The following is a 17,899-nucleotide window of genomic DNA, read 5'->3' as shown; positions in this document are numbered from 1 at the left end:
TTCCTCACTTTGTTGTCAATTACAGTTCGCTCGAATTATAACACGAAAAAAGACGAATGCCTTGTTTAGGGCATTCGTCTCTTACACTTAGCGTGATTCGTTGTTCGGGCGTTCCGTCGGCGTCGCTTCCGGCTTATCACCTTCAGGGACAACGTCCGGCTTCGCTTCTTGAACGACTCCAGGCTGATCGATGACTTGTCCGTGCTTGACGGCCGCCTCATCTTTCTTCGCTTCGTCGCTTGCATCATCTTTCGATGGTTCAGACGGCTCTTCCGGTTCGTGCGGAAGGTATTCGCGCGTCTTGATCAAGTGACGAATCTGTTTCGAATCGAGCGTCTCGACTTCGAGCAACGTCTTCGCGACGAGCTCGAGATCGTCTTTACGATCCGTCAAGATTTGTTTCGCTTTGGCGTAACAACGGTTGATGATATCACGAATCTCGAGGTCGATGTCTTGTGCAATCGCATCCGAGTAGTTCTGTTCCGTTTGGAAGTCACGGCCGAGGAAGACTTGTCCACCATGGTTTGACCCAAGTTGGAGCGGCCCGAGCTTATCGCTCATCCCGTAATCCATGACCATCTTCCGGGCGATACCAGTCGCACGTTGGAAGTCATTACTTGCTCCTGTTGACACTTCACCGAAGATGACGTCTTCCGCCACGCGGCCCCCGAGGAGACCGACAATTTTATCTTCAAGCTCAGGTTTCGTCATGAAGTAGCGATCTTCTTTTGGAAGCATGACGACATAGCCGCCTGCGTTACCGCGAGGAACGATCGTCACTTTATGCACTTCATCTGCATTCTCAAGTTCAATCCCGATAATCGTATGACCCGCTTCATGATAGGCGACGATTTGTCGTTCTTTCTCCGAGATGACACGGCTCTTCTTAGAAGGACCGGCGATGACGCGGTCAATCGCTTCCTCAACATCCACGACTGATACCGCTGAACGGTCAGACCGGGCTGCGACGAGCGCTGCTTCGTTCAATAAGTTTTCAAGGTCAGCACCTGAGAATCCAGGTGTCCGCTGCGCAATCGACTTCAAGTCGACTGTCGAATCAAGTGGCTTGTTGCGCGCATGAACTTTGAGTACCGCTTCACGGCCTTTCACATCCGGACGATCAACCGTGATTTGACGGTCAAAACGGCCTGGACGAAGAAGGGCCGGGTCAAGAATATCCGGACGGTTCGTCGCGGCAATCATGATGATGCCTTCGTTGTCACTGAATCCATCCATCTCGACAAGAAGTTGGTTAAGCGTTTGTTCACGCTCGTCATGGCCACCACCGAGGCCGGCGCCACGTTGACGTCCGACCGCATCGATTTCATCGATAAAGATGATACACGGTGCGTTCTTTTTCGCATTCTCGAACAAGTCACGTACACGTGACGCCCCGACACCGACGAACATTTCGACGAAGTCAGAACCTGAGATTGAGAAGAACGGTACACCGGCTTCTCCTGCAGCTGCACGAGCGAGCAATGTTTTACCTGTTCCCGGAGGACCGACAAGCAAGACACCTTTCGGAATCCGTGCCCCGAGTTTCGAGAACTTACGTGGGTCTTTCAAGAATTCAACGACTTCGATGAGCTCTTGCTTCTCTTCATCCGCTCCGGCAACGTCTTCAAACGTCACACGGCGCTTCTCTTGATCGTATAATTTCGCCTTCGATTTCCCGAAGTTCATCACACGACCACCACCACCGCCACCTTGGGCTTGGTTGAGCAAGAAGAAGAATAAGATGAAGATGATGATGAACGGTAAGATCGCGAATACGATGCTGAACCAGCTACCACTCGACTCTGCTTCTTCGATTTGGATGTCGGTATCCGCGCGAAGTGACGAGAGCACTTCGGCGTATTCGGCCTCGTTGGCCGGGATATTCGTTTCAAAACGCTGATCTTCGTCTCCTGTTAGATCTCCTGTAATTGAGATGGCTCCCGGAATTTCTTGTACGGTTGCCGTTTCAATCCGACCTTCTTCCACATATTCCAAGAACTTCGAATACGTAAGCGTCTCGCTCTGGCTATTCGGGTTTTGTAAATATTGAAGGAACAAGATCAAGGCTAGGAAAATCACACCGAAAACTAAGGTGTTTTTCACTGCACGATTCATTCTCTGCCTCCTATTCCGAGAAACGATGTTCTCGCCCATTCAGTATATGTGTATACTTTGGGTATTTCTTTTATCTTAACACGACGCATTTTCAAAAGAAAAACGTTAGCCCCCGTAAATGCTCGGCTTGAGCACACCGACGTACGGAAGGTTACGATATTTCTCTTCGTAATCGAGACCATAGCCGACAACAAACTCGTGCGGAATAACGAATCCGCTATAATCTGCCGACAATCCGTTCTTGCGGCCCGTCGGTTTATCGAGAAGCGTCACGATTTTAACCGATTTGGCTTTGCGGTACTTGAGCAGGTCGACGAGATAGCCGAGCGTGAGTCCACTATCAATGATATCTTCTACAATCAAGATGTCGCGTCCTTCTACAGATGTATTTAAATCTTTCTCAATTTTAACTTCACCCGTCGATGACGTTCCGCCATGGTACGTCGACACGTCCATGAAATCCATTTCTAAATGGATGTCCATTTCTTTGACGAGGTCTGACATGAATGGCATCGCACCTTTTAACACGCAGACGAGGAGTGGGAACTCTTCTTTATATTCTTCGCTAAGTGTTGTAGCGAGTTCTTTCACTTTACCTTGAATCTCTTCGCTTGAAATCAGTACTTTCTCCATATCGTTCATTAATGACATCTTAAAATCCTCCTCTTTCTTATCCGACACAATCATCATTTTACCATTAATCGTGGGCACATCGCACCCGACTTATCCGGAAAATCGGAAACTCTTACCCCTACTATAGCGATAATTCGTCCCGTTGCGTCAACTACCAATGGGACAAAAGGTCGTTTTTCTCGCGGAATCTTCGCGTCAATGAAGATGCGGGCGACTTTTTTCGTCCCGACGGACAGTTTTATCGCGTCTCCAGCCTCGACAGAGCGGATGATCAACGGCAACTCGATTGCCTCGAGCGGGATGCCATGTGCCTCTTCGACGATTTCAAGTGAAAATCGACTCTCACCGAACGTTACGCATGCTGGGAACGTCGTCACCACTAGTTCAGTCGGGAGAGGCAGCGGTCGATCGGTTGTCTGCAATGACAAGTTTCCACCTTGTTTCCAAAGTTGCCACGGACCTTCTAAATCAAAGTGTCCTGACCCTCGTGGATTCTCAAGAAGACGTTCCATCGCTTCTCCTACCTCTACCCCATATCGAGTAGAGAGCAATCGCCCCACGACGTGTCGCTCAAACCGATCTAAACCGAGCACGTCGTCTAGTTTCACATGAAACGCTTTCATCTCAAAATGAACTGAGGTATCCATCCACATCTCCATCCGTCGATAACGAGCGTCCCATAGTTCGCGCTGACGCCTTGCCGTCTCGCTCACGACGTAAACGAGATCCGGTCGAGAGGCGAGGAGTTGCGGGACGAGCTGATGCCGCAGCTTGTTTCGTAAGTAATCCGCTTCGGCATTGCTCGCATCTTCTCGCCATTCGAGACGATGTCGATTGGCGTAGGCAATCAGTTCTCGTTTCGTTTCCGATAGGAGCGGGCGGACGAGCTCCCCTCCTGCAAACGGACGACACTCGGGAATTCCTGTTACTTCGACGACGTTACGGTGTAGTTGAATGAGAACCGTCTCGAGTTGATCGTCCGCATGATGAGCCGTCATCAGTTGTGTATACCCGAACGCACGCATGACTTCTTCAAAGAATGCATAACGTGCTGTCCGGTAAGCAGCTTGTGAACCACCGTTCGGGAAAGTGAGCCGTTTGCCATGAAACGGCACGTCGTACGAGTCGGCAAGACGTCGCACAAATTCATACTCTTCATCCGACTCGAGACGCAATCCGTGGTGGACGTGGACCACTCCGATCTCAAGGCCGCTCTGGACGGCACGGTCTAACAAGACGACCGAATCGACTCCACCTGACACAGCAATCAATACTTTCGTCATCCGTCGCCCTCCTTGATATAACAAAAGAAGCCATCTCGAGTGAGATGGCTTCTTTTCGCTTAGGTAAGTGACCCGTACGGGATTCGAACCCGTGTTACCGCCGTGAAAGGGCGGTGTCTTAACCGCTTGACCAACGGGCCTAAATAAAATGGTAGCGGCGGAGGGAGTCGAACCCACGACCTCACGGGTATGAACCGTACGCTCTAGCCAGCTGAGCTACACCGCCATGTTATTGTTGTGTCCTAAGCACATTTTCTATAATAACCAGTACCCACGCCAGTGTCAATTCTTTTTTAAAAGTTTTTTCACAAAAAAATCGTGTATAGTGTCGTCTTATCCACTATACACGATTTTCAGTTCGTTGTGCATCACGCTTCTGACGTCGTCAGCCGATATTTTTTCTTCCAGGCAATGTGGAAATAACCCCAAAGCAAGAAGAAACAAATAGCCGATACAAACGCTAGATATACGATGGCTTGTTGCAAATAACTCCAACCGTCCGCTGACAAAATCTCTTTATAACCAGCAACCGTATACGTCATCGGCAACCAGGCGTTGAATGGTTGTAACGCGCTCGGAATGAGTTCAAGCGGGAACGTTCCGGCCGACGTCGTCAGTTGCAGGATCAATAGGACGATGGCCACGAAACGACCTGGGTTCCCGAGTGTCGTGACGAGCAGTTGTACGATCAACAAGAAAGTGATACTGACGAGCCAACTGAATCCGAAGAACTGAAGCGGTGCCTCGACTTCAAGTCCGAGCAGCATGACCATCGCCACATCTAAGACAAGCGCTTGAACAAAGCCGACCACGAGTAGGACACCCGATTTCGAGACGAGCCACGACAGGCTGCGTTTCGGCTTACCAGCCGGATCGTACAGCGGGTAGACGATGGATAACAAGAGCGCCCCGACGAATAGACCGAGTGACATGAAGTACGGTGCAAAGCCCGTTCCGTAGTTCGGTACCTTATGAATCGAGTCGTTGACGACTGTGACCGGTCCGGCCATCATGTCAACGTTATCGTCTCGAATGTCGATCGCGGCTGCTTCGGCCCCATCAGCGAGCGCGTCCCGTAACTTGCTGTTGCCAGCCGCAAGTTCGGACACTCCGTCTGCGAGCTGGTCGCTACCTGACTGAAGGTCTTTACCGCCCTCTGCCAAACGTACAGCGCCGTCCGCAAGTGTGTCCGTTCCGTCACCCGCACTCTTCGCTCCGTCCGCGAGTTTTGAACTTCCTTCTGAAAGAGCTCCTGTCGCTTCGGTCAGACGGTCACTACCGGTCGCAAGTTCGGACGTCCCGTCTTTCAACTCTCCGACCCCGGCATTTATTCGGTTGCTCGCGGCAGCCAGCTCTTTCGAACTCGTAGCGGCCGTTTGAGCCCCTTGTTCCACTTGTGTCGACCCATCCGCCAACGCCTGTGCCCCGCTTGCGAGCTCGGCTTGTCCGTCACGTAACGTCACCAGTCCCGAAGCAAGTTCATTGGCACCGGCCTCTGCTTGCGTCAATCCGTCACCGAGCGCGGCCTGTCCTTCTTTCACACGCGTCGCTCCCGCTGCCAGTTCATCGAACCCGGCTGCGGTCGCTGTTTGACCTTCCGCCAATTGGGCTACGATTGCCTGTAGCATCTCTGGTGAAGCAGGTTGCCCTGCCTCGGCGAGTGCTGCCAGCTGGGTGATCAACTGATCTTGGCTGGCCAACATCTCCGTCTTCATCTGACCGATTCCGGCCATGAGTTCCGCCTCACCTGCCAATAGAGCAGCATTGCCTTCTTTCGCCGCTGTCATCGCGGCCGCCAACTCATTCGAACCGGCGCTTAATTGATCACTGCCGTCCTTCGAACGCTGAATCCCAGCCGCGAGTTGTTGAACGCCTTGATTGAGAGAAGCCGTCCCGCTGTGCAATTCCTCCAACTTCGAAGCGAATGTATCTGTCCCTTCGACGAGTTGGTTCGTCCCGTCTTGAAGGGCGGACGCCCCGTCATTTACTTGACGAGCCCCGTCCGATAAGGCGGCACTGCCATCATGTACTTGTCGGCTTCCGTTCGCCAACTCGGTCGTCCCTGCCTCGAGTTGCGCGACACCTTTATTCAATTGACTCGCTCCGTCGGCCAACTCCTGTTGTTTCGAAGCGAGCAGCGCAGTCCCGTCGGCCAACTCGGTCGCGCCGTTCTCGGCCGTCTTCGAACCGTCTGCTAGTTTCGCGGCCCCGGTTGCGGCGTCATCGAGCCCAGAAGCGGCATCTTGAATTCCGTCACGCATCGCGCTGACGTACTGTTTGGCGACCTCGGTCGATAGTTCGCCTTTCACTTGTTCCATCGCCGAACCTCCGATTTGAGCCGCTAAAAAGTTATACGACTCATTGGCGATGTATTTCAGTTCGAGCTTCTCCGGCTCTTTATCGAGCGCGGTCGTCGCTTTTTCCGAGAAATCCGCCGGGATCTCAATCGCCATGTAATAGTCATGGTCGTCCAATCCTGACTCAGCCTCTCGTTTTGTCGTCTCGACAAATTCGAACGCATCAGATGTCATTAATTTCTCCACGAGTTCATCACCGATAGTCAGTTGTTCCCCATCGAACGTTGCACCCTGGTCCTCGTTCACGAGTGCCACCGGCAAGTCTTCCATTTGTCCATACGGGTCCCAAAACGCCCATAAAAACATCCCGGCATACATGAGCGGCACGAGCGCGACCGCGAGAATCGGAATCCATACCCGTCGATCTTTCCCGATACTGCGCCATTCTGCTGTCCACAGTTTCCATCCATTCATTTCAACTCTCACCTTTCACTTATAAAACATAACTATTTTTTCATGTTCCCTATTGTGCTCGCTTCCTTTCAAAAATGCAACCCTTTTTAGTTATTTTTCATAACAAAAAAATAGACGACAAAAAACCACAGACTGTGACAGTCTGTGGTTCGTCGTCTTTATTGTTACGAGTAGAAGCTGATGGTTTACGAAGGGTTACCCGCGCTTGGCTCCACGTCCACCGCGTTTTGAGTCGGTTTGACGTTTTAACGTTGTCAAGCGCTCGTCGCTATCTTTCAAGAACTTGCTCATCAACGTATCGAACGTTTCTGGTTCACGGCGTACTTCACGACGTCCGCCGCCACCACGTGGACCGCCACCGCGAGGACCGCCGCCACCGCGTGGGCCACCTTGTCCTGGACCACCTGGGCGTGGGCCGCCTTGACCCGGGCCGCCTGGGCGTGGGCCACGAGAGAAACGCTCGCCGGCTGGGCGCTCTGGGCGTTCACTGACAGGACGATCGACGGCCTTTTTGATAGACAACCCGATTTTGCCATCGTTTTCGACGTTCAAGATTTTGACCGTCACTTCTTGACCGACCGTTAGAACCTCGTTGATGTCTTTGACGTAAGAATCTGCCACTTCACTGATGTGCACCAAACCCGTTTTGCCATTTGGAAGCTCTACGAACGCTCCGAAATGCGTAATCCCTGTAACCTTACCTTGTACCTTGCTTCCTACTTCAATTGACATAAAATAATGTACTCCTTTTTTGATTGATTCCCTACAATTATACGAGTCGATTCGTCAACGGTCAACGAACCCACTTATTCCTCTGGTGAGAAGTAAAAAATAATCTCGCCATCTTTCGAGAACAACAACTCGTTGCGCGCTAGATTGGCGATGTATTCTTCGTCTTGTAAACGCTCGACCTGCTCTTTTAGTTCTGACTGTTCATCCTTCGTTTCCCGAAGTTCGACTTGCGCTTCATTTTGTTTCCGTTCTTGCTCGGACACATATCCGACTTTCGAGAAGTAACTCTGACCGATGAAGACAATCATCAACAAAAAGAGAAGCGAGGCTGCAGCCAGGCGGCGTCGAAGATGGATACGTTGCCGGTTCTGTTCTTTTTCCAGCTGTTCTCTTCGTTCATCAAGAGCCCGAATCCGCTGTTTGCGTTCCATCGGGTTACGTCCATTCATCGAATCACCTTCCTCCTGTCCTGTTACGTTCAGTATACCTTTTTTTTACGCTTCCGTACCACTGTTCACCTTTTCTTCTTTGAGCAAGCGGTACATTTCTTTCGCGTCCTCTTTTCGAGCATGCTCGGCAATCGAGTCGATGACAACCGTGACGAGCTTGTTTCCGAAGCGAATTTGCAACTCGTCACCGACTTTGACGTCCGTGCTCGCTTTCGCCACTTGTCCGTTCAACTGAATTCGGCCTTGGTCGGCGACTTCTTTCGCCAATGTGCGCCGTTTAATCAAACGGGATACTTTCAAAAACTTGTCTAATCTCATAATCCCTTCTCCTTCGCTTCATCCCAGAGCCGATCCATCTCGTCGAGCGTCATCTCGTCGAGGGAGCCGTTCGCTTCAATGTATTCGAATCGTCTCTTAAATTTTTGGTTGGTCCGTTCGAGCGCCTGCTCAGCGTTCAACTTGAAATAGCGCGCCACGTTGACGATTGAGAACAGGACATCGCCAAGTTCTCGTTCATCTTCCGGCTGACTTCTCCACTCGCGGAGTTCTTCTTCCAACTTCTCGAACGCACCTTGAACATCGTCCCATTCGAAACCGACTTGTGCAGCTTTTTTCTGCAACTGCTCGGCCCGCATCAACCCGGGTTGAGTCATGAGGACACCATCTAGCTGCGATTTTCTTTTTTCCCCTTTTTCCACTTGTTTAATCGCATTCCAATTCGTCACGACGTCATCGGCATCGTTTACTGTCACGTCACCGAACACGTGGGGGTGACGGCGGACCATTTTCTCGCTGACGGCGCCAATGACGTCCCGGATATCGAAATAGCCTTCGTCCGCCCCGATTTGGGCGTGGAGCATGACTTGGAGCAAAACGTCACCGAGCTCTTCTACAATCGCATCATCGTCTTCCGCGTCGATCGCTTCAATCAATTCGTACGCTTCTTCAAGCAAATATTTGCGGAGCGACTCGTGCGTCTGCTTCCGATCCCATGGGCACCCGTCCGGTCCACGGAGCGTCGCAATAATATGCTTCAACGTCGAAAACTCGCGCGCCAAATGCGTCTCATCCATGAGCGGCGGCACATAGAGCGTCGTCAAGTTGTCGACTTCTGCCACGCGGTCCATCTCGTAGAGCGGGATTTCACTGACCCGCTCGCGTTTCGTCCCGGCGGCCGTCACGAGTTTAACGATGTGCTCATCTGGATAACGTTCCATCAACTGGACTTTCACGTCTCCGGCCACGAACCCATCATACACTTGGCCAATCAACACATGTTGGGTCACTTGAATCCGTTCCACATCGAGCGCGGTTGCATCAAGCAATTGGAAGCCGTTAATCGGATCGATGCGCAGGGCTTGGAACATGGCGTCCAAAAAGCTCTGACCGCCGAGAAACGTGACGTCCGCACCTTGCTCGACGAGCAGTTCGACGGTCCGCTCCGCTACGAACGGATGACCTGGTACAGCATAGGTGATGGCCAACTCCTCACTCTTGTCGAGCAACGTCTCAACGATTTTGGCATACACTTCCTCAAACGTATCGCACGACTCGTAAATCGAGTCGAACGATTCAAAGTGGACCCCTTCCGTCTCCAGCTCTTGAACGACCGGATGTTCTTTCGTACGCAACCAAACGAGAGGTTGCTGTTTCAAATGACGATAGACACCGAGCGGCAATTGCTCGAGTTCGCCGGACCCGAGGCCGACGACCGTAATTCCGTAACTCATATCAGTTCTCCTTTTTCTCTAGCAGATTGATGAGACGACCTCCGAACGGGATCATTTCCCACTCGTCTATCGTCAAGATTTGTTCTTTCCATAACCGCCAGACATAACTGCCAGCCCCGACTACGAGCATAAAGCCGAGCCAAGCGAGAGCATCGAGACGATTTGGCAGCCAGTTCATTATGATGACATTCAAACCGAACAAGACACCCCCCATTGGCGCCACCGTTTTGACGAGACGCCCATAGTGTCGAAATCGGAGCATGCCAAGCGGAATGATTTGATCGAGCCGATTGAAATTGAAGGCGGCCATCGTTAAAAAGGCAAGGGATGTCCCGAGGGCAGCCCCTTCGATGCCATAGGGAGGGACGAGCCACAGATTGCTGACGAGTTTGACACCGATCGCGAGGATCATACCGACAGCGGCCGTCCGTTCCCGGTCAATCGCCTGTAGGCACGTCATACTCGCCACGGCAAGCGAAGCAGCAAACGTACTTGTCGCCAACAGAACGAGTGCCATTGTCCCAGCGGCATTTTCGAATAAGGCAATGTTTAATGGAAGCATGACACCCATCAAGCCGATGGTCGCCGCTGCGGCGACTGTCGTCGTCACACGGATCATCGAGCTGAGTCCGGATGACGTCGCCTCGACACGACCAGCCCGGTAATGGCGCACCAAATTTGGCACGTTCGCCATCCCGAGAGCCGTCGTGAAAAGAATCGCAAATTGAACGAGCGGATAACCTCGGTCAAATACCCCTTTCCCGACTTTCGCGGCGTAGTCCCCACCCATTAGATTGACAATCGTGAACGAGTCGACGAGTTGCATCCATAAAATCCCGAGCGAGGCGAAGCCAACGGCAAAGCCGGTCGTCAGTAAAATCCGAAGGACAGACCGCAACGTCGCACGTTGGACCGGGACGACCCGCAGCTTCTTCGCCCATAACGATAAGATGATAATCGCAACCACACCTCCGACGAGCGTCGCCGCGTACGCGTACCGGCTCAGCGTATAGGCGTCTTGTCCAAAGCGGACGCCAATCAACAGAGCGACGAGCAGAACTGTGACACGGACAAGGTTCTCGAGCACTTGCGAGATGGCGCTTGGCCTTAAGTCATCGACCGATTGGAACGAACCGCGGAGCACCGCCAACGCGGGCATAAGCAAATAGCTGAGGCTGATCACGCGTAACGTCGGTGCGAGCTGCATGTCACCGAGAAGACGGGCAATCGCCGGTGCGAGCATCCACATCGCGACGACAAGGGCGAAGCCGAGGCCGAGTAAGACATAAAAACTCCCCCACAACACCTCGAGCTTGCGTCTCGGCCCTTGGGCCCCGACACCAATTTTCGCAATCACGACCGGCATCGCATACATGCCGAGCGAGGCGACGATCGCAGCAAACGGGTATACCGTCTGATAGGCGTATAAGCCAAAGTCTCCCGCGATGTTTTGGTACGGGACCCGATAAGCGAAGCTGATGAATTTTGAAAGATAGCCCGCAAGCGCAAATAAGATGACCCCGGTCGCAAATTTACTTGGCGACCGCATGGGCCAACCTCTTCACAAGCTCCTCAAGTACCGTATCGGCATCGTTCAACAGTTCGATGACCGGCATCCTGCCGCTAAGCGACAACTTGAGAGCACCGTTGTCTTGACCGACGCCAAGTTTCCGACCGAGCGGCATCGTCCACTCCATGAACGACGGCACGTCGAGCGCTGTCGTCGATTCGAGCGACAATACCATCTCAATGCGACCCGGCGTCTGTTTGATGCGGGCCACTTTCGCCATTTCCCCATAAATGCGCAGACGCGTCAGTTGGATGAGGAGGGCGACAGGCTCCGGGAATTCCCCGAACCGTTCGATCAACTCGTCTTGGAGGGCGAACAGCGCCTCTGGTGTATCGACATATTTGAAGCGTTTGTACATCTCGATTTTCAATTCGCTGTCTGACAAATACTCGTCCGGGATATACGCGTCCGCTTGGAACGCAATCTCCGGTTTGAAGACGACTTGTTTCGCCTGGCCGCGCATCCGGTCTTTCCGTTCTTCGATGGCTTCGGACAACATTTGCGAGTATAAGTCGAATCCGACCGAATCGATGAACCCGGACTGTTGAGCCCCGAGCAGATTGCCGGCACCGCGAATCGATAAGTCGCGCATCGCAATCTTGAACCCGCTCCCGAGCTCCGTGAACTCCTTGATGGCCTGTAGCCGGCTCTCCGCGACCTCGGTTAAGCGTTTATCTTTCCGATACGTGAAGTAGGCGTAGGCGATTCGGTTGGAACGACCGACACGACCGCGCAACTGGTACAACTGTGACAGCCCCATCTTGTCCGCATCGTGGACGATGAGCGTGTTCACGTTCGGAATATCGATGCCGGTCTCGATGATCGTCGTCGAGACGAGCACGTCGGCTTCTCCTTCGAGGAAGCTGATAAGCTGGCTCTCGAGTTCAGTCTCGGTCATCCGACCGTGTGCCGTCGCGATCCGTGCTTCCGGTAACAAAGCGCGAATCTCTTCAGCCTTCCGCTCGATACCTTCGACCCGGTTATAGAGGAAGAACGCCTGCCCGCCTCGCGCGAGTTCACGCTCGAGTGCCTCACGCAAGACGATACCGTCATATTCCATGACGTACGTCTGCACCGGGTAGCGGTTCTCCGGCGGTGTCTCAAGCACTGACAAGTCCCGAATCCCAATCATCGACATGTGGAGCGTCCGCGGGATCGGTGTCGCCGTCAGCGTCAAGACGTCGATATTTGTCTTCAACTGTTTGAGCCGTTCTTTATGCTTAACCCCGAAACGTTGCTCTTCATCGATGATGACGAGTCCGAGGTCGGCGAACGTCACATCTTTCGACAAGACGCGGTGCGTCCCGACGACGACGTCAATCGTCCCTTCTTTCAAGCCTTTTTTCGTCGCCGCCATCTCGCTTTTCGAGCGAAAGCGGCTCATGACCGAGACGTTGATTGGAAACTCACTGAATCGCTCGAGCATCGTCTCGTAGTGCTGTTGTGCGAGTACGGTCGTCGGCACGAGGAACGCGACTTGCTTCCCAGCGAGCACAGCTTTGAACGCGGCTCGAATCGCCACTTCCGTCTTTCCGTAACCGACATCGCCACAAAGGAGACGGTCCATCGGCCGTGATCGTTCCATATCGGCTTTGATTTCGGCGATGGAACGGACCTGGTCTTCTGTCTCCGCATACGGGAACGAACCTTCAAATTGGCTCATCTCTTCGTCATCACCTGGGAACGCATAACCGACGGACGCTTCCCGCGCCGCATACAACTTGATCAGCTCGTCGGCGATATCTTCGACCGATTTGGCGACTTTCGATTTGACCTTCTTCCACTCGGTCCCACCGAGTTTATAAATCTTAGGCTCTTTACCTTCCGCCCCGACGTACTTTTGGACGAGATCGATTTGGTCGACCGGGACGTAGAGCGCATCGTCACCGGCATAGACGAGATGTAAGTAGTCTTGATGAATGCCGCCGACTTCAATCGTTTTGATGCCTAGGTACTTCCCGATCCCGTGATGGATGTGGACGACGTGGTCGTTCGGCTTCAACTCTTGATAACTTTTAATCCGTTCGGCGTTCGTCAAATTCTTCGTCTGTCGTTTCCGCTTCGTGACGCGTTTGAACAGCTCTTCTTCAGAGACGACGACGAGGCGACTCGTCGAGAGCTCGAATCCGCCCTCGATTTGTCCGATCATGACGTGGACATGACGCGGCAACAACTCGCCGTCCACATTTGTGAACGTTGACGAGATGCCATAGTCTTCAAGCAATGCTACCACCTTGTCGGCCCGCGTTTGATCCCCTGCTAAGAAGACGAGACGATGGTCACCTTGTTGCCAACGCTCGACTTCTTGCTTCAGCAAGTGCATCTGCCCGTGAAACGCCGGGAGCGGACGGCAACTGAGGTGGACCGTGTTCGTTTCCGGAATCCCCGACCGTCTCGACGGGAGGAGCGAGAACGCCACTTGCTTCAAATCACGAAACACTTTATGCATCGGAACGGCAAGCGTATAGTTGCTGACGGATTCCCCGCGTTCGATGAGCGACGAGAACCATTCGGCTTCCTCGCGATCTTGCACGTCGGCGGCGTCTTCAATCCGGGCCACTTCATCTAAAATCAAGACAGCATCCGGTCCGACATAGTCGAGGAGTGTCGAGCTATATAGCAGCGGCGTGTACTTTCCAACTTTTTCGGGCGCCTCACCTCGACCGAACTGTTCGATGTCCCGGGCAATCCCGTCCTCAAGTGCTTGACGAATCGTCTCCGTCTCAATCAACGAGAGCGTCCGATCATATTGACGTTCGAGTGCCTGTCCAGCTTTTTTCAATTGTTCTGTCGAAGCGATAAACTCGGTCGCCGGGGGAATGACCGCTTCGGCGACGACCCCTAGTGAGCGTTGTGTCTCAGCATCAAACGTAAAAATCGAATCGACCTCGGTGTCGAACAAATCGATGCGATACGGACGCGCCTCCGTGAGCGGATAGACATCTAAAATGCTGCCGCGGACGGAGAATTCACCCGGTGCGGTGACGGTAGCCGTTCGTTCATATCCGAGCGTGATCAGCGTCTCAGCAAACGGCTTCAAATCAAGCTCTTGACCTGGTTTGATGACTCGATGGCTTGTCCGCCAGTCCGTCGGGCTCGGGATAAAGCGACGTAACCCACCGAGTGGCACGACAAGGACGCCTCCCGTTTCGTCAAGGAGACGTGTTCGAGCTTCAATCCGTGCGGCAAGAAGTTCTGGGCTCGATGTGAGTGACAGTTCTCCAGCGAGCGTCTCATCGATCGGATAAAGCAATGTTTGACTCGGGCCGACGAGCGACTCGAGCTGATCGTACATTTTTTGGGCTTGGTACATGTTATGTGTGACGACCACGAGACGTCGGGGCGAATTTTTCGCCAAACCTGCCAACACGAGCGCTTTGGCACTCGTCGTCAATCCGGTGACGAGTTGACGATCAACTTTTGGCAACCGCTCCCGAATCACATTCGTCTCAGGCAATGCCAACATGAATTTCTCTAAAGCATTCATTTTGATTTCCTCCACCTCATACGACAAAAAAGGGTACGTTGACCCTTTAGTTATATCGATTCATGAGCGCGATCCATTCCGTGTCCACAAAATCAGTCGCGGCGGACACCGCTTGATCGAGCGTATCATTCAATTCTGGCATATCTTCTTTCCGGTAGTTCATGAGCACCCAATCGACGACTTTAATCGGATGCGGCGGACGACCGATGCCGAGTTTCAGACGTTTGAAATCTTGGGTTCCCAGGTGTTGAATCAGCGACTTGATGCCGTTATGTCCACCGGCACTGCCTTTCGGACGGAATCGCAGTTTCCCTGGCACCATGTCCAAGTCGTCATAAATGACGAGCAAGTCATCAATCTCAATCTTATAATAATCTAAAATCGGACGTACCGACTCCCCTGATAGATTCATGTAGGTGAGCGGTTTGACGAGGACGACACGTTCTCCATTGATTCTTCCCGTTCCGATCAATGCTTTAAACTTGGCTTCATCAAGTTGAATCCCATGTTTGTCAGCTAAGCGATCAATCGCTAAAAAACCGACGTTGTGACGGGTCATCTCATACTTTTTGCCTGGATTCCCGAGGCCGACGATACATTTCATCTTATTCCTCCTGAACAAAAAAGCCCAAAGGCGAACGCCTTCGGGCCTCGTTTTTTTAATCGAACAGCGTGCTCACCGATTTGTGCTCGTGGACACGCATGATCGCTTCCCCAAGCAAACGGGCAACCGACATCTGCTTGATTTTGCTCGAACATTCGCGACCTTCTAAATCGATCGTGTTCAAAACGACGAGTTCTTTGATTGACGAGTTGTCGATCCGTTCCATCGCCGGTCCAGATAAGACTGGGTGTGTACACGAGGCGTACACTTCTTTTGCACCAGCTTGGACGATGGCATCGGCCGCGAGCGTGATTGTTCCAGCTGTATCGATGATGTCATCGATCAAGATGGCCGTCTTGCCTTCAACGCTGCCGACGATGTTCATGACTTCAGCCACGTTCGCTTCAGGACGACGCTTGTCGATGATGGCGATTGGAGCCTTCAAGCGTTCGGCAAGCTTACGGGCACGCGTGACGCCACCGTGGTCCGGTGAGACGACGACAATGTCTTTCGCTTTAAATTCATCTGTCTCAAAATACGTCGAGATGAGTGGAACACCTAATAATTGGTCTACTGGGATATTGAAGAAACCTTGGATTTGAGCAGCATGCAAGTCCATCGTGATTAAACGAGTGGCACCTGCAACCGTCAATAAATCAGCGACAAGTTTCGCTGTGATCGGCTCACGTGAGCGCGCCTTGCGGTCTTGGCGAGCGTAACCGTAGTATGGCATGACCACGTTAATCGTCCGAACCGATGCTCGTTTCAACGCATCGATCATGACGAGTAACTCCATGAGCGTTTCGTTCACCGGTGAGCTCGTCGATTGAATGATGTACACATCATCGCCTCGCACGCTCTCCTCGATGTTGATGTAAAGTTCTCCGTCGCTAAACCGCTTCACTTGGCAATCGCTGAGCGGGATGCCAATTTCCTTGGCAATCTCTTCGGCGAGTGGGCGGTTTGAGTTTAAGCTAAATAGGCGAATTTCACGTTCATATACAGTAGACATGTTTAGGATTCTCCTCCATCGTTTTCCATAATAATAGGCAGCAACTTATCGTTTCGTGTAACCTTCTTTATTCGTTTGGCGTTCGCGTGCAATCGCAAGCGCCTCTTCAGGAACGTCATCCGTGATCGTCGAACCGGCTGCTACGATTGAGCCTTTTCCGACTTTCACCGGAGCAATCAAGTTCACATTGCAGCCGACGAAGGCATCGGCTTCGACGATCGTTTCGAACTTGTTCTTGCCGTCATAGTTGACCGTGATCGAGCCACAGCCGAGGTTGACGCGTTCCCCGATCGAAGCATCTCCGATATAGCTGAGATGTGATGCTTTCGCACCGTCTCCGAACGTTGATTTTTTGATTTCCACGAAGTTACCGACGCGCGTATTGGCGCCGAGGACTGCTTGTTGACGAAGGTGGGCGAACGGCCCGACCTGTGCTTCAGTTCCGACACGGCTGTCACTCACGACCGATTGACGAACCGTCGCACCGTCTTCGATGACGCTATTGCGGATATCTGAATTAGGACCAATCACGCACTCTGAACCGATAATCGTTTTCCCGAGAATGACCGTCCCTGGATAGATGATCGTATCCGAACCGATGACGGCATCTGGTGAGATGTATGTCGAAGCTGCATCCATGAATGTGACACCTTCACGCATGAGGCGTTCGTTCGTCCGCTTGCGCATGACCGCTTCAGCTTGTGAAAGAGCGACACGGTCGTTGACGCCGATCGTTTCATCGAATGTCGGCGCCGTGTGTGCTGCCACGACTTCGCCTGCTTCTTTCGCAATCGAGATGACGTCCGGCAAGTAGTACTCACCTTGAGCGTTGTTGTTCCCGACTTGCTTCAATGCATCAAACAAGAGCTCGTTATCGAACACGTACGTGCCTGTGTTGATTTCACGGATTTCTAGTTCAGTGTCAGACGCATCTTTATGCTCGACGACTTTTGTGACGTTTCCGTCTTCCCCACGGATGACGCGACCATATCCTGTCGCATCGTCAGCGATGGCTGTCAGTACTGTCACTTTCGCTTGCTGGGCTTCATGATGAGCCAACAGCGCCTCGAGCGTTTCCGCTGTCAACAGTGGTGTGTCGCCGCAAACGACGAGCGTTGCGCCCGGTTTGCCTGCGAGTTCGCTTTCTGCCATCTGCACTGCATGACCTGTCCCGAGCTGTTCTTCTTGGACCGCATATTCCACGCGTGAGCCCAACGTCTCTTGTACCGCTTCAGCCCCATGGCCGACGATGACGATTTGACGACTGACCCCGATTTTGTCGAGTTGATCGACGACGTGTTCGACCATCGGTTTTCCGAGGACCGGATGAAGCACTTTATATAGCTTCGACTTCATGCGCGTCCCTTTACCTGCTGCCAAAATGACTGCAAAACGATCCATTCTTGATTCGCTCCTATCTCATATCGACTGTAATGTACTCAATTGTTCGGTTTTTTTCTACATTCAAATCTTATTTACACCGTATCTACTATATCGAAACCGTGACGTGGTT

General features: G+C 52.5%; 13 protein-coding genes and 2 tRNA genes. All 15 read right to left on the bottom strand.

The annotated features are described in order from the left end of the window. Positions 1-87: 87 nt before the first annotated feature. The 15 genes from ftsH to glmU all read right to left on the bottom strand — a co-directional run bounded on the left by ftsH (position 88) and on the right by glmU (position 17,787). Entirely contained in the window at positions 88-2,115 is a 2,028-nt protein-coding gene (ftsH, locus tag KNP60_RS15185) for an ATP-dependent zinc metalloprotease FtsH (RefSeq protein ID WP_034781808.1), read from the bottom strand. A 105-nt stretch (positions 2,116-2,220) separates the two neighbouring features. Continuing rightward, positions 2,221-2,766, bottom strand: coding sequence for a hypoxanthine phosphoribosyltransferase (hpt, locus tag KNP60_RS15180; RefSeq protein WP_021068188.1), 546 nt, complete (start codon positions 2,764-2,766; stop codon positions 2,221-2,223). A 35-nt stretch (positions 2,767-2,801) separates the two neighbouring features. Further along, positions 2,802-4,031: a tRNA lysidine(34) synthetase TilS gene (gene tilS / locus KNP60_RS15175; RefSeq protein ID WP_214797800.1), complete on the bottom strand. Its 1,230-nt coding sequence runs from the start codon at positions 4,029-4,031 to the stop codon at positions 2,802-2,804. Positions 4,032-4,099: 68 nt separating this feature from the next. Further along, a tRNA-Glu gene (locus KNP60_RS15170) sits at positions 4,100-4,171 on the bottom strand. Positions 4,172-4,180: 9 nt separating this feature from the next. Next, positions 4,181-4,257, bottom strand: a tRNA-Met gene (locus tag KNP60_RS15165). A gap of 142 nt (positions 4,258-4,399) precedes the next feature. Then, the gene (locus KNP60_RS15160; protein ID WP_214797799.1) at positions 4,400-6,802 is read right to left on the bottom strand and encodes a YhgE/Pip domain-containing protein; all 2,403 of its coding nucleotides are present in this window, start codon (positions 6,800-6,802) and stop codon (positions 4,400-4,402) included. A 195-nt stretch (positions 6,803-6,997) separates the two neighbouring features. Beyond that, entirely contained in the window at positions 6,998-7,534 is a 537-nt protein-coding gene (locus KNP60_RS15155) for a S1 domain-containing RNA-binding protein (RefSeq protein WP_034781804.1), read from the bottom strand. A 74-nt stretch (positions 7,535-7,608) separates the two neighbouring features. Then, positions 7,609-7,983, bottom strand: coding sequence for an FtsB family cell division protein (locus KNP60_RS15150; protein WP_034781803.1), 375 nt, complete (start codon positions 7,981-7,983; stop codon positions 7,609-7,611). A 45-nt stretch (positions 7,984-8,028) separates the two neighbouring features. Then, positions 8,029-8,301, bottom strand: a complete 273-nt coding sequence (locus tag KNP60_RS15145; RefSeq protein WP_021065741.1) for an RNA-binding S4 domain-containing protein — start codon at positions 8,299-8,301, stop codon at positions 8,029-8,031. Next, positions 8,298-9,713 carry a bifunctional methyltransferase/pyrophosphohydrolase YabN gene (yabN, locus tag KNP60_RS15140; protein WP_214755094.1) on the bottom strand — a complete coding sequence of 472 codons (1,416 nt, stop codon included), beginning with the start codon at positions 9,711-9,713 and terminating at the stop codon, positions 8,298-8,300. Before yabN ends, KNP60_RS15145 begins: the two co-directional genes overlap by 4 nt. Before the next feature lies 1 nt (position 9,714). Beyond that, entirely contained in the window at positions 9,715-11,262 is a 1,548-nt protein-coding gene (locus KNP60_RS15135; RefSeq protein WP_214797798.1) for a polysaccharide biosynthesis protein, read from the bottom strand. Beyond that, positions 11,246-14,770, bottom strand: coding sequence for a transcription-repair coupling factor (gene mfd, locus KNP60_RS15130; protein ID WP_214797797.1), 3,525 nt, complete (start codon positions 14,768-14,770; stop codon positions 11,246-11,248). The genes KNP60_RS15135 and mfd overlap by 17 nt, the downstream gene beginning before the upstream one ends. A 46-nt stretch (positions 14,771-14,816) precedes the next feature. After that, complete coding sequence (pth, locus tag KNP60_RS15125; protein WP_034781796.1) at positions 14,817-15,374, bottom strand: aminoacyl-tRNA hydrolase; 558 nt, start codon at positions 15,372-15,374, stop codon at positions 14,817-14,819. Between the two features lie 55 nt (positions 15,375-15,429). Continuing rightward, positions 15,430-16,386 carry a ribose-phosphate diphosphokinase gene (locus KNP60_RS15120; protein WP_021065746.1) on the bottom strand — a complete coding sequence of 319 codons (957 nt, stop codon included), beginning with the start codon at positions 16,384-16,386 and terminating at the stop codon, positions 15,430-15,432. Between the two features lie 45 nt (positions 16,387-16,431). After that, complete coding sequence (glmU, locus tag KNP60_RS15115) at positions 16,432-17,787, bottom strand: bifunctional UDP-N-acetylglucosamine diphosphorylase/glucosamine-1-phosphate N-acetyltransferase GlmU (protein ID WP_214797796.1); 1,356 nt, start codon at positions 17,785-17,787, stop codon at positions 16,432-16,434. Positions 17,788-17,899: the final 112 nt, after the last annotated feature.

The sequence above is a fragment of the Exiguobacterium sp. s5 genome, from assembly GCF_018618075.1.
Lineage (GTDB): Bacteria > Bacillota > Bacilli > Exiguobacteriales > Exiguobacteriaceae > Exiguobacterium > Exiguobacterium mexicanum_A.
Note: the sequence above shows the minus strand (reverse complement) of the source record. Positions and strands in the feature narration are given on the sequence as shown.

Excerpts from the sequence above, each read along its gene's own strand:
- KNP60_RS15150 (WP_034781803.1), bottom strand. The coding sequence starts at position 7,983 with ATGAATGGACGTAACCCGATGGAACGCAAACAGCGGATTCGGGCTCTT.
- mfd (WP_214797797.1), bottom strand. The coding sequence starts at position 14,770 with ATGAATGCTTTAGAGAAATTCATGTTGGCATTGCCTGAGACGAATGTG.
- hpt (WP_021068188.1), bottom strand. The coding sequence starts at position 2,766 with ATGTCATTAATGAACGATATGGAGAAAGTACTGATTTCAAGCGAAGAG.
- KNP60_RS15120 (WP_021065746.1), bottom strand. The coding sequence starts at position 16,386 with ATGTCTACTGTATATGAACGTGAAATTCGCCTATTTAGCTTAAACTCA.
- KNP60_RS15145 (WP_021065741.1), bottom strand. The coding sequence starts at position 8,301 with ATGAGATTAGACAAGTTTTTGAAAGTATCCCGTTTGATTAAACGGCGC.
- tilS (WP_214797800.1), bottom strand. The coding sequence starts at position 4,031 with ATGACGAAAGTATTGATTGCTGTGTCAGGTGGAGTCGATTCGGTCGTC.
- yabN (WP_214755094.1), bottom strand. The coding sequence starts at position 9,713 with ATGAGTTACGGAATTACGGTCGTCGGCCTCGGGTCCGGCGAACTCGAG.
- KNP60_RS15135 (WP_214797798.1), bottom strand. The coding sequence starts at position 11,262 with ATGCGGTCGCCAAGTAAATTTGCGACCGGGGTCATCTTATTTGCGCTT.
- ftsH (WP_034781808.1), bottom strand. The coding sequence starts at position 2,115 with ATGAATCGTGCAGTGAAAAACACCTTAGTTTTCGGTGTGATTTTCCTA.
- KNP60_RS15155 (WP_034781804.1), bottom strand. The coding sequence starts at position 7,534 with ATGTCAATTGAAGTAGGAAGCAAGGTACAAGGTAAGGTTACAGGGATT.
- KNP60_RS15160 (WP_214797799.1), bottom strand. The coding sequence starts at position 6,802 with ATGAATGGATGGAAACTGTGGACAGCAGAATGGCGCAGTATCGGGAAA.
- pth (WP_034781796.1), bottom strand. The coding sequence starts at position 15,374 with ATGAAATGTATCGTCGGCCTCGGGAATCCAGGCAAAAAGTATGAGATG.
- glmU (WP_214797796.1), bottom strand. The coding sequence starts at position 17,787 with ATGGATCGTTTTGCAGTCATTTTGGCAGCAGGTAAAGGGACGCGCATG.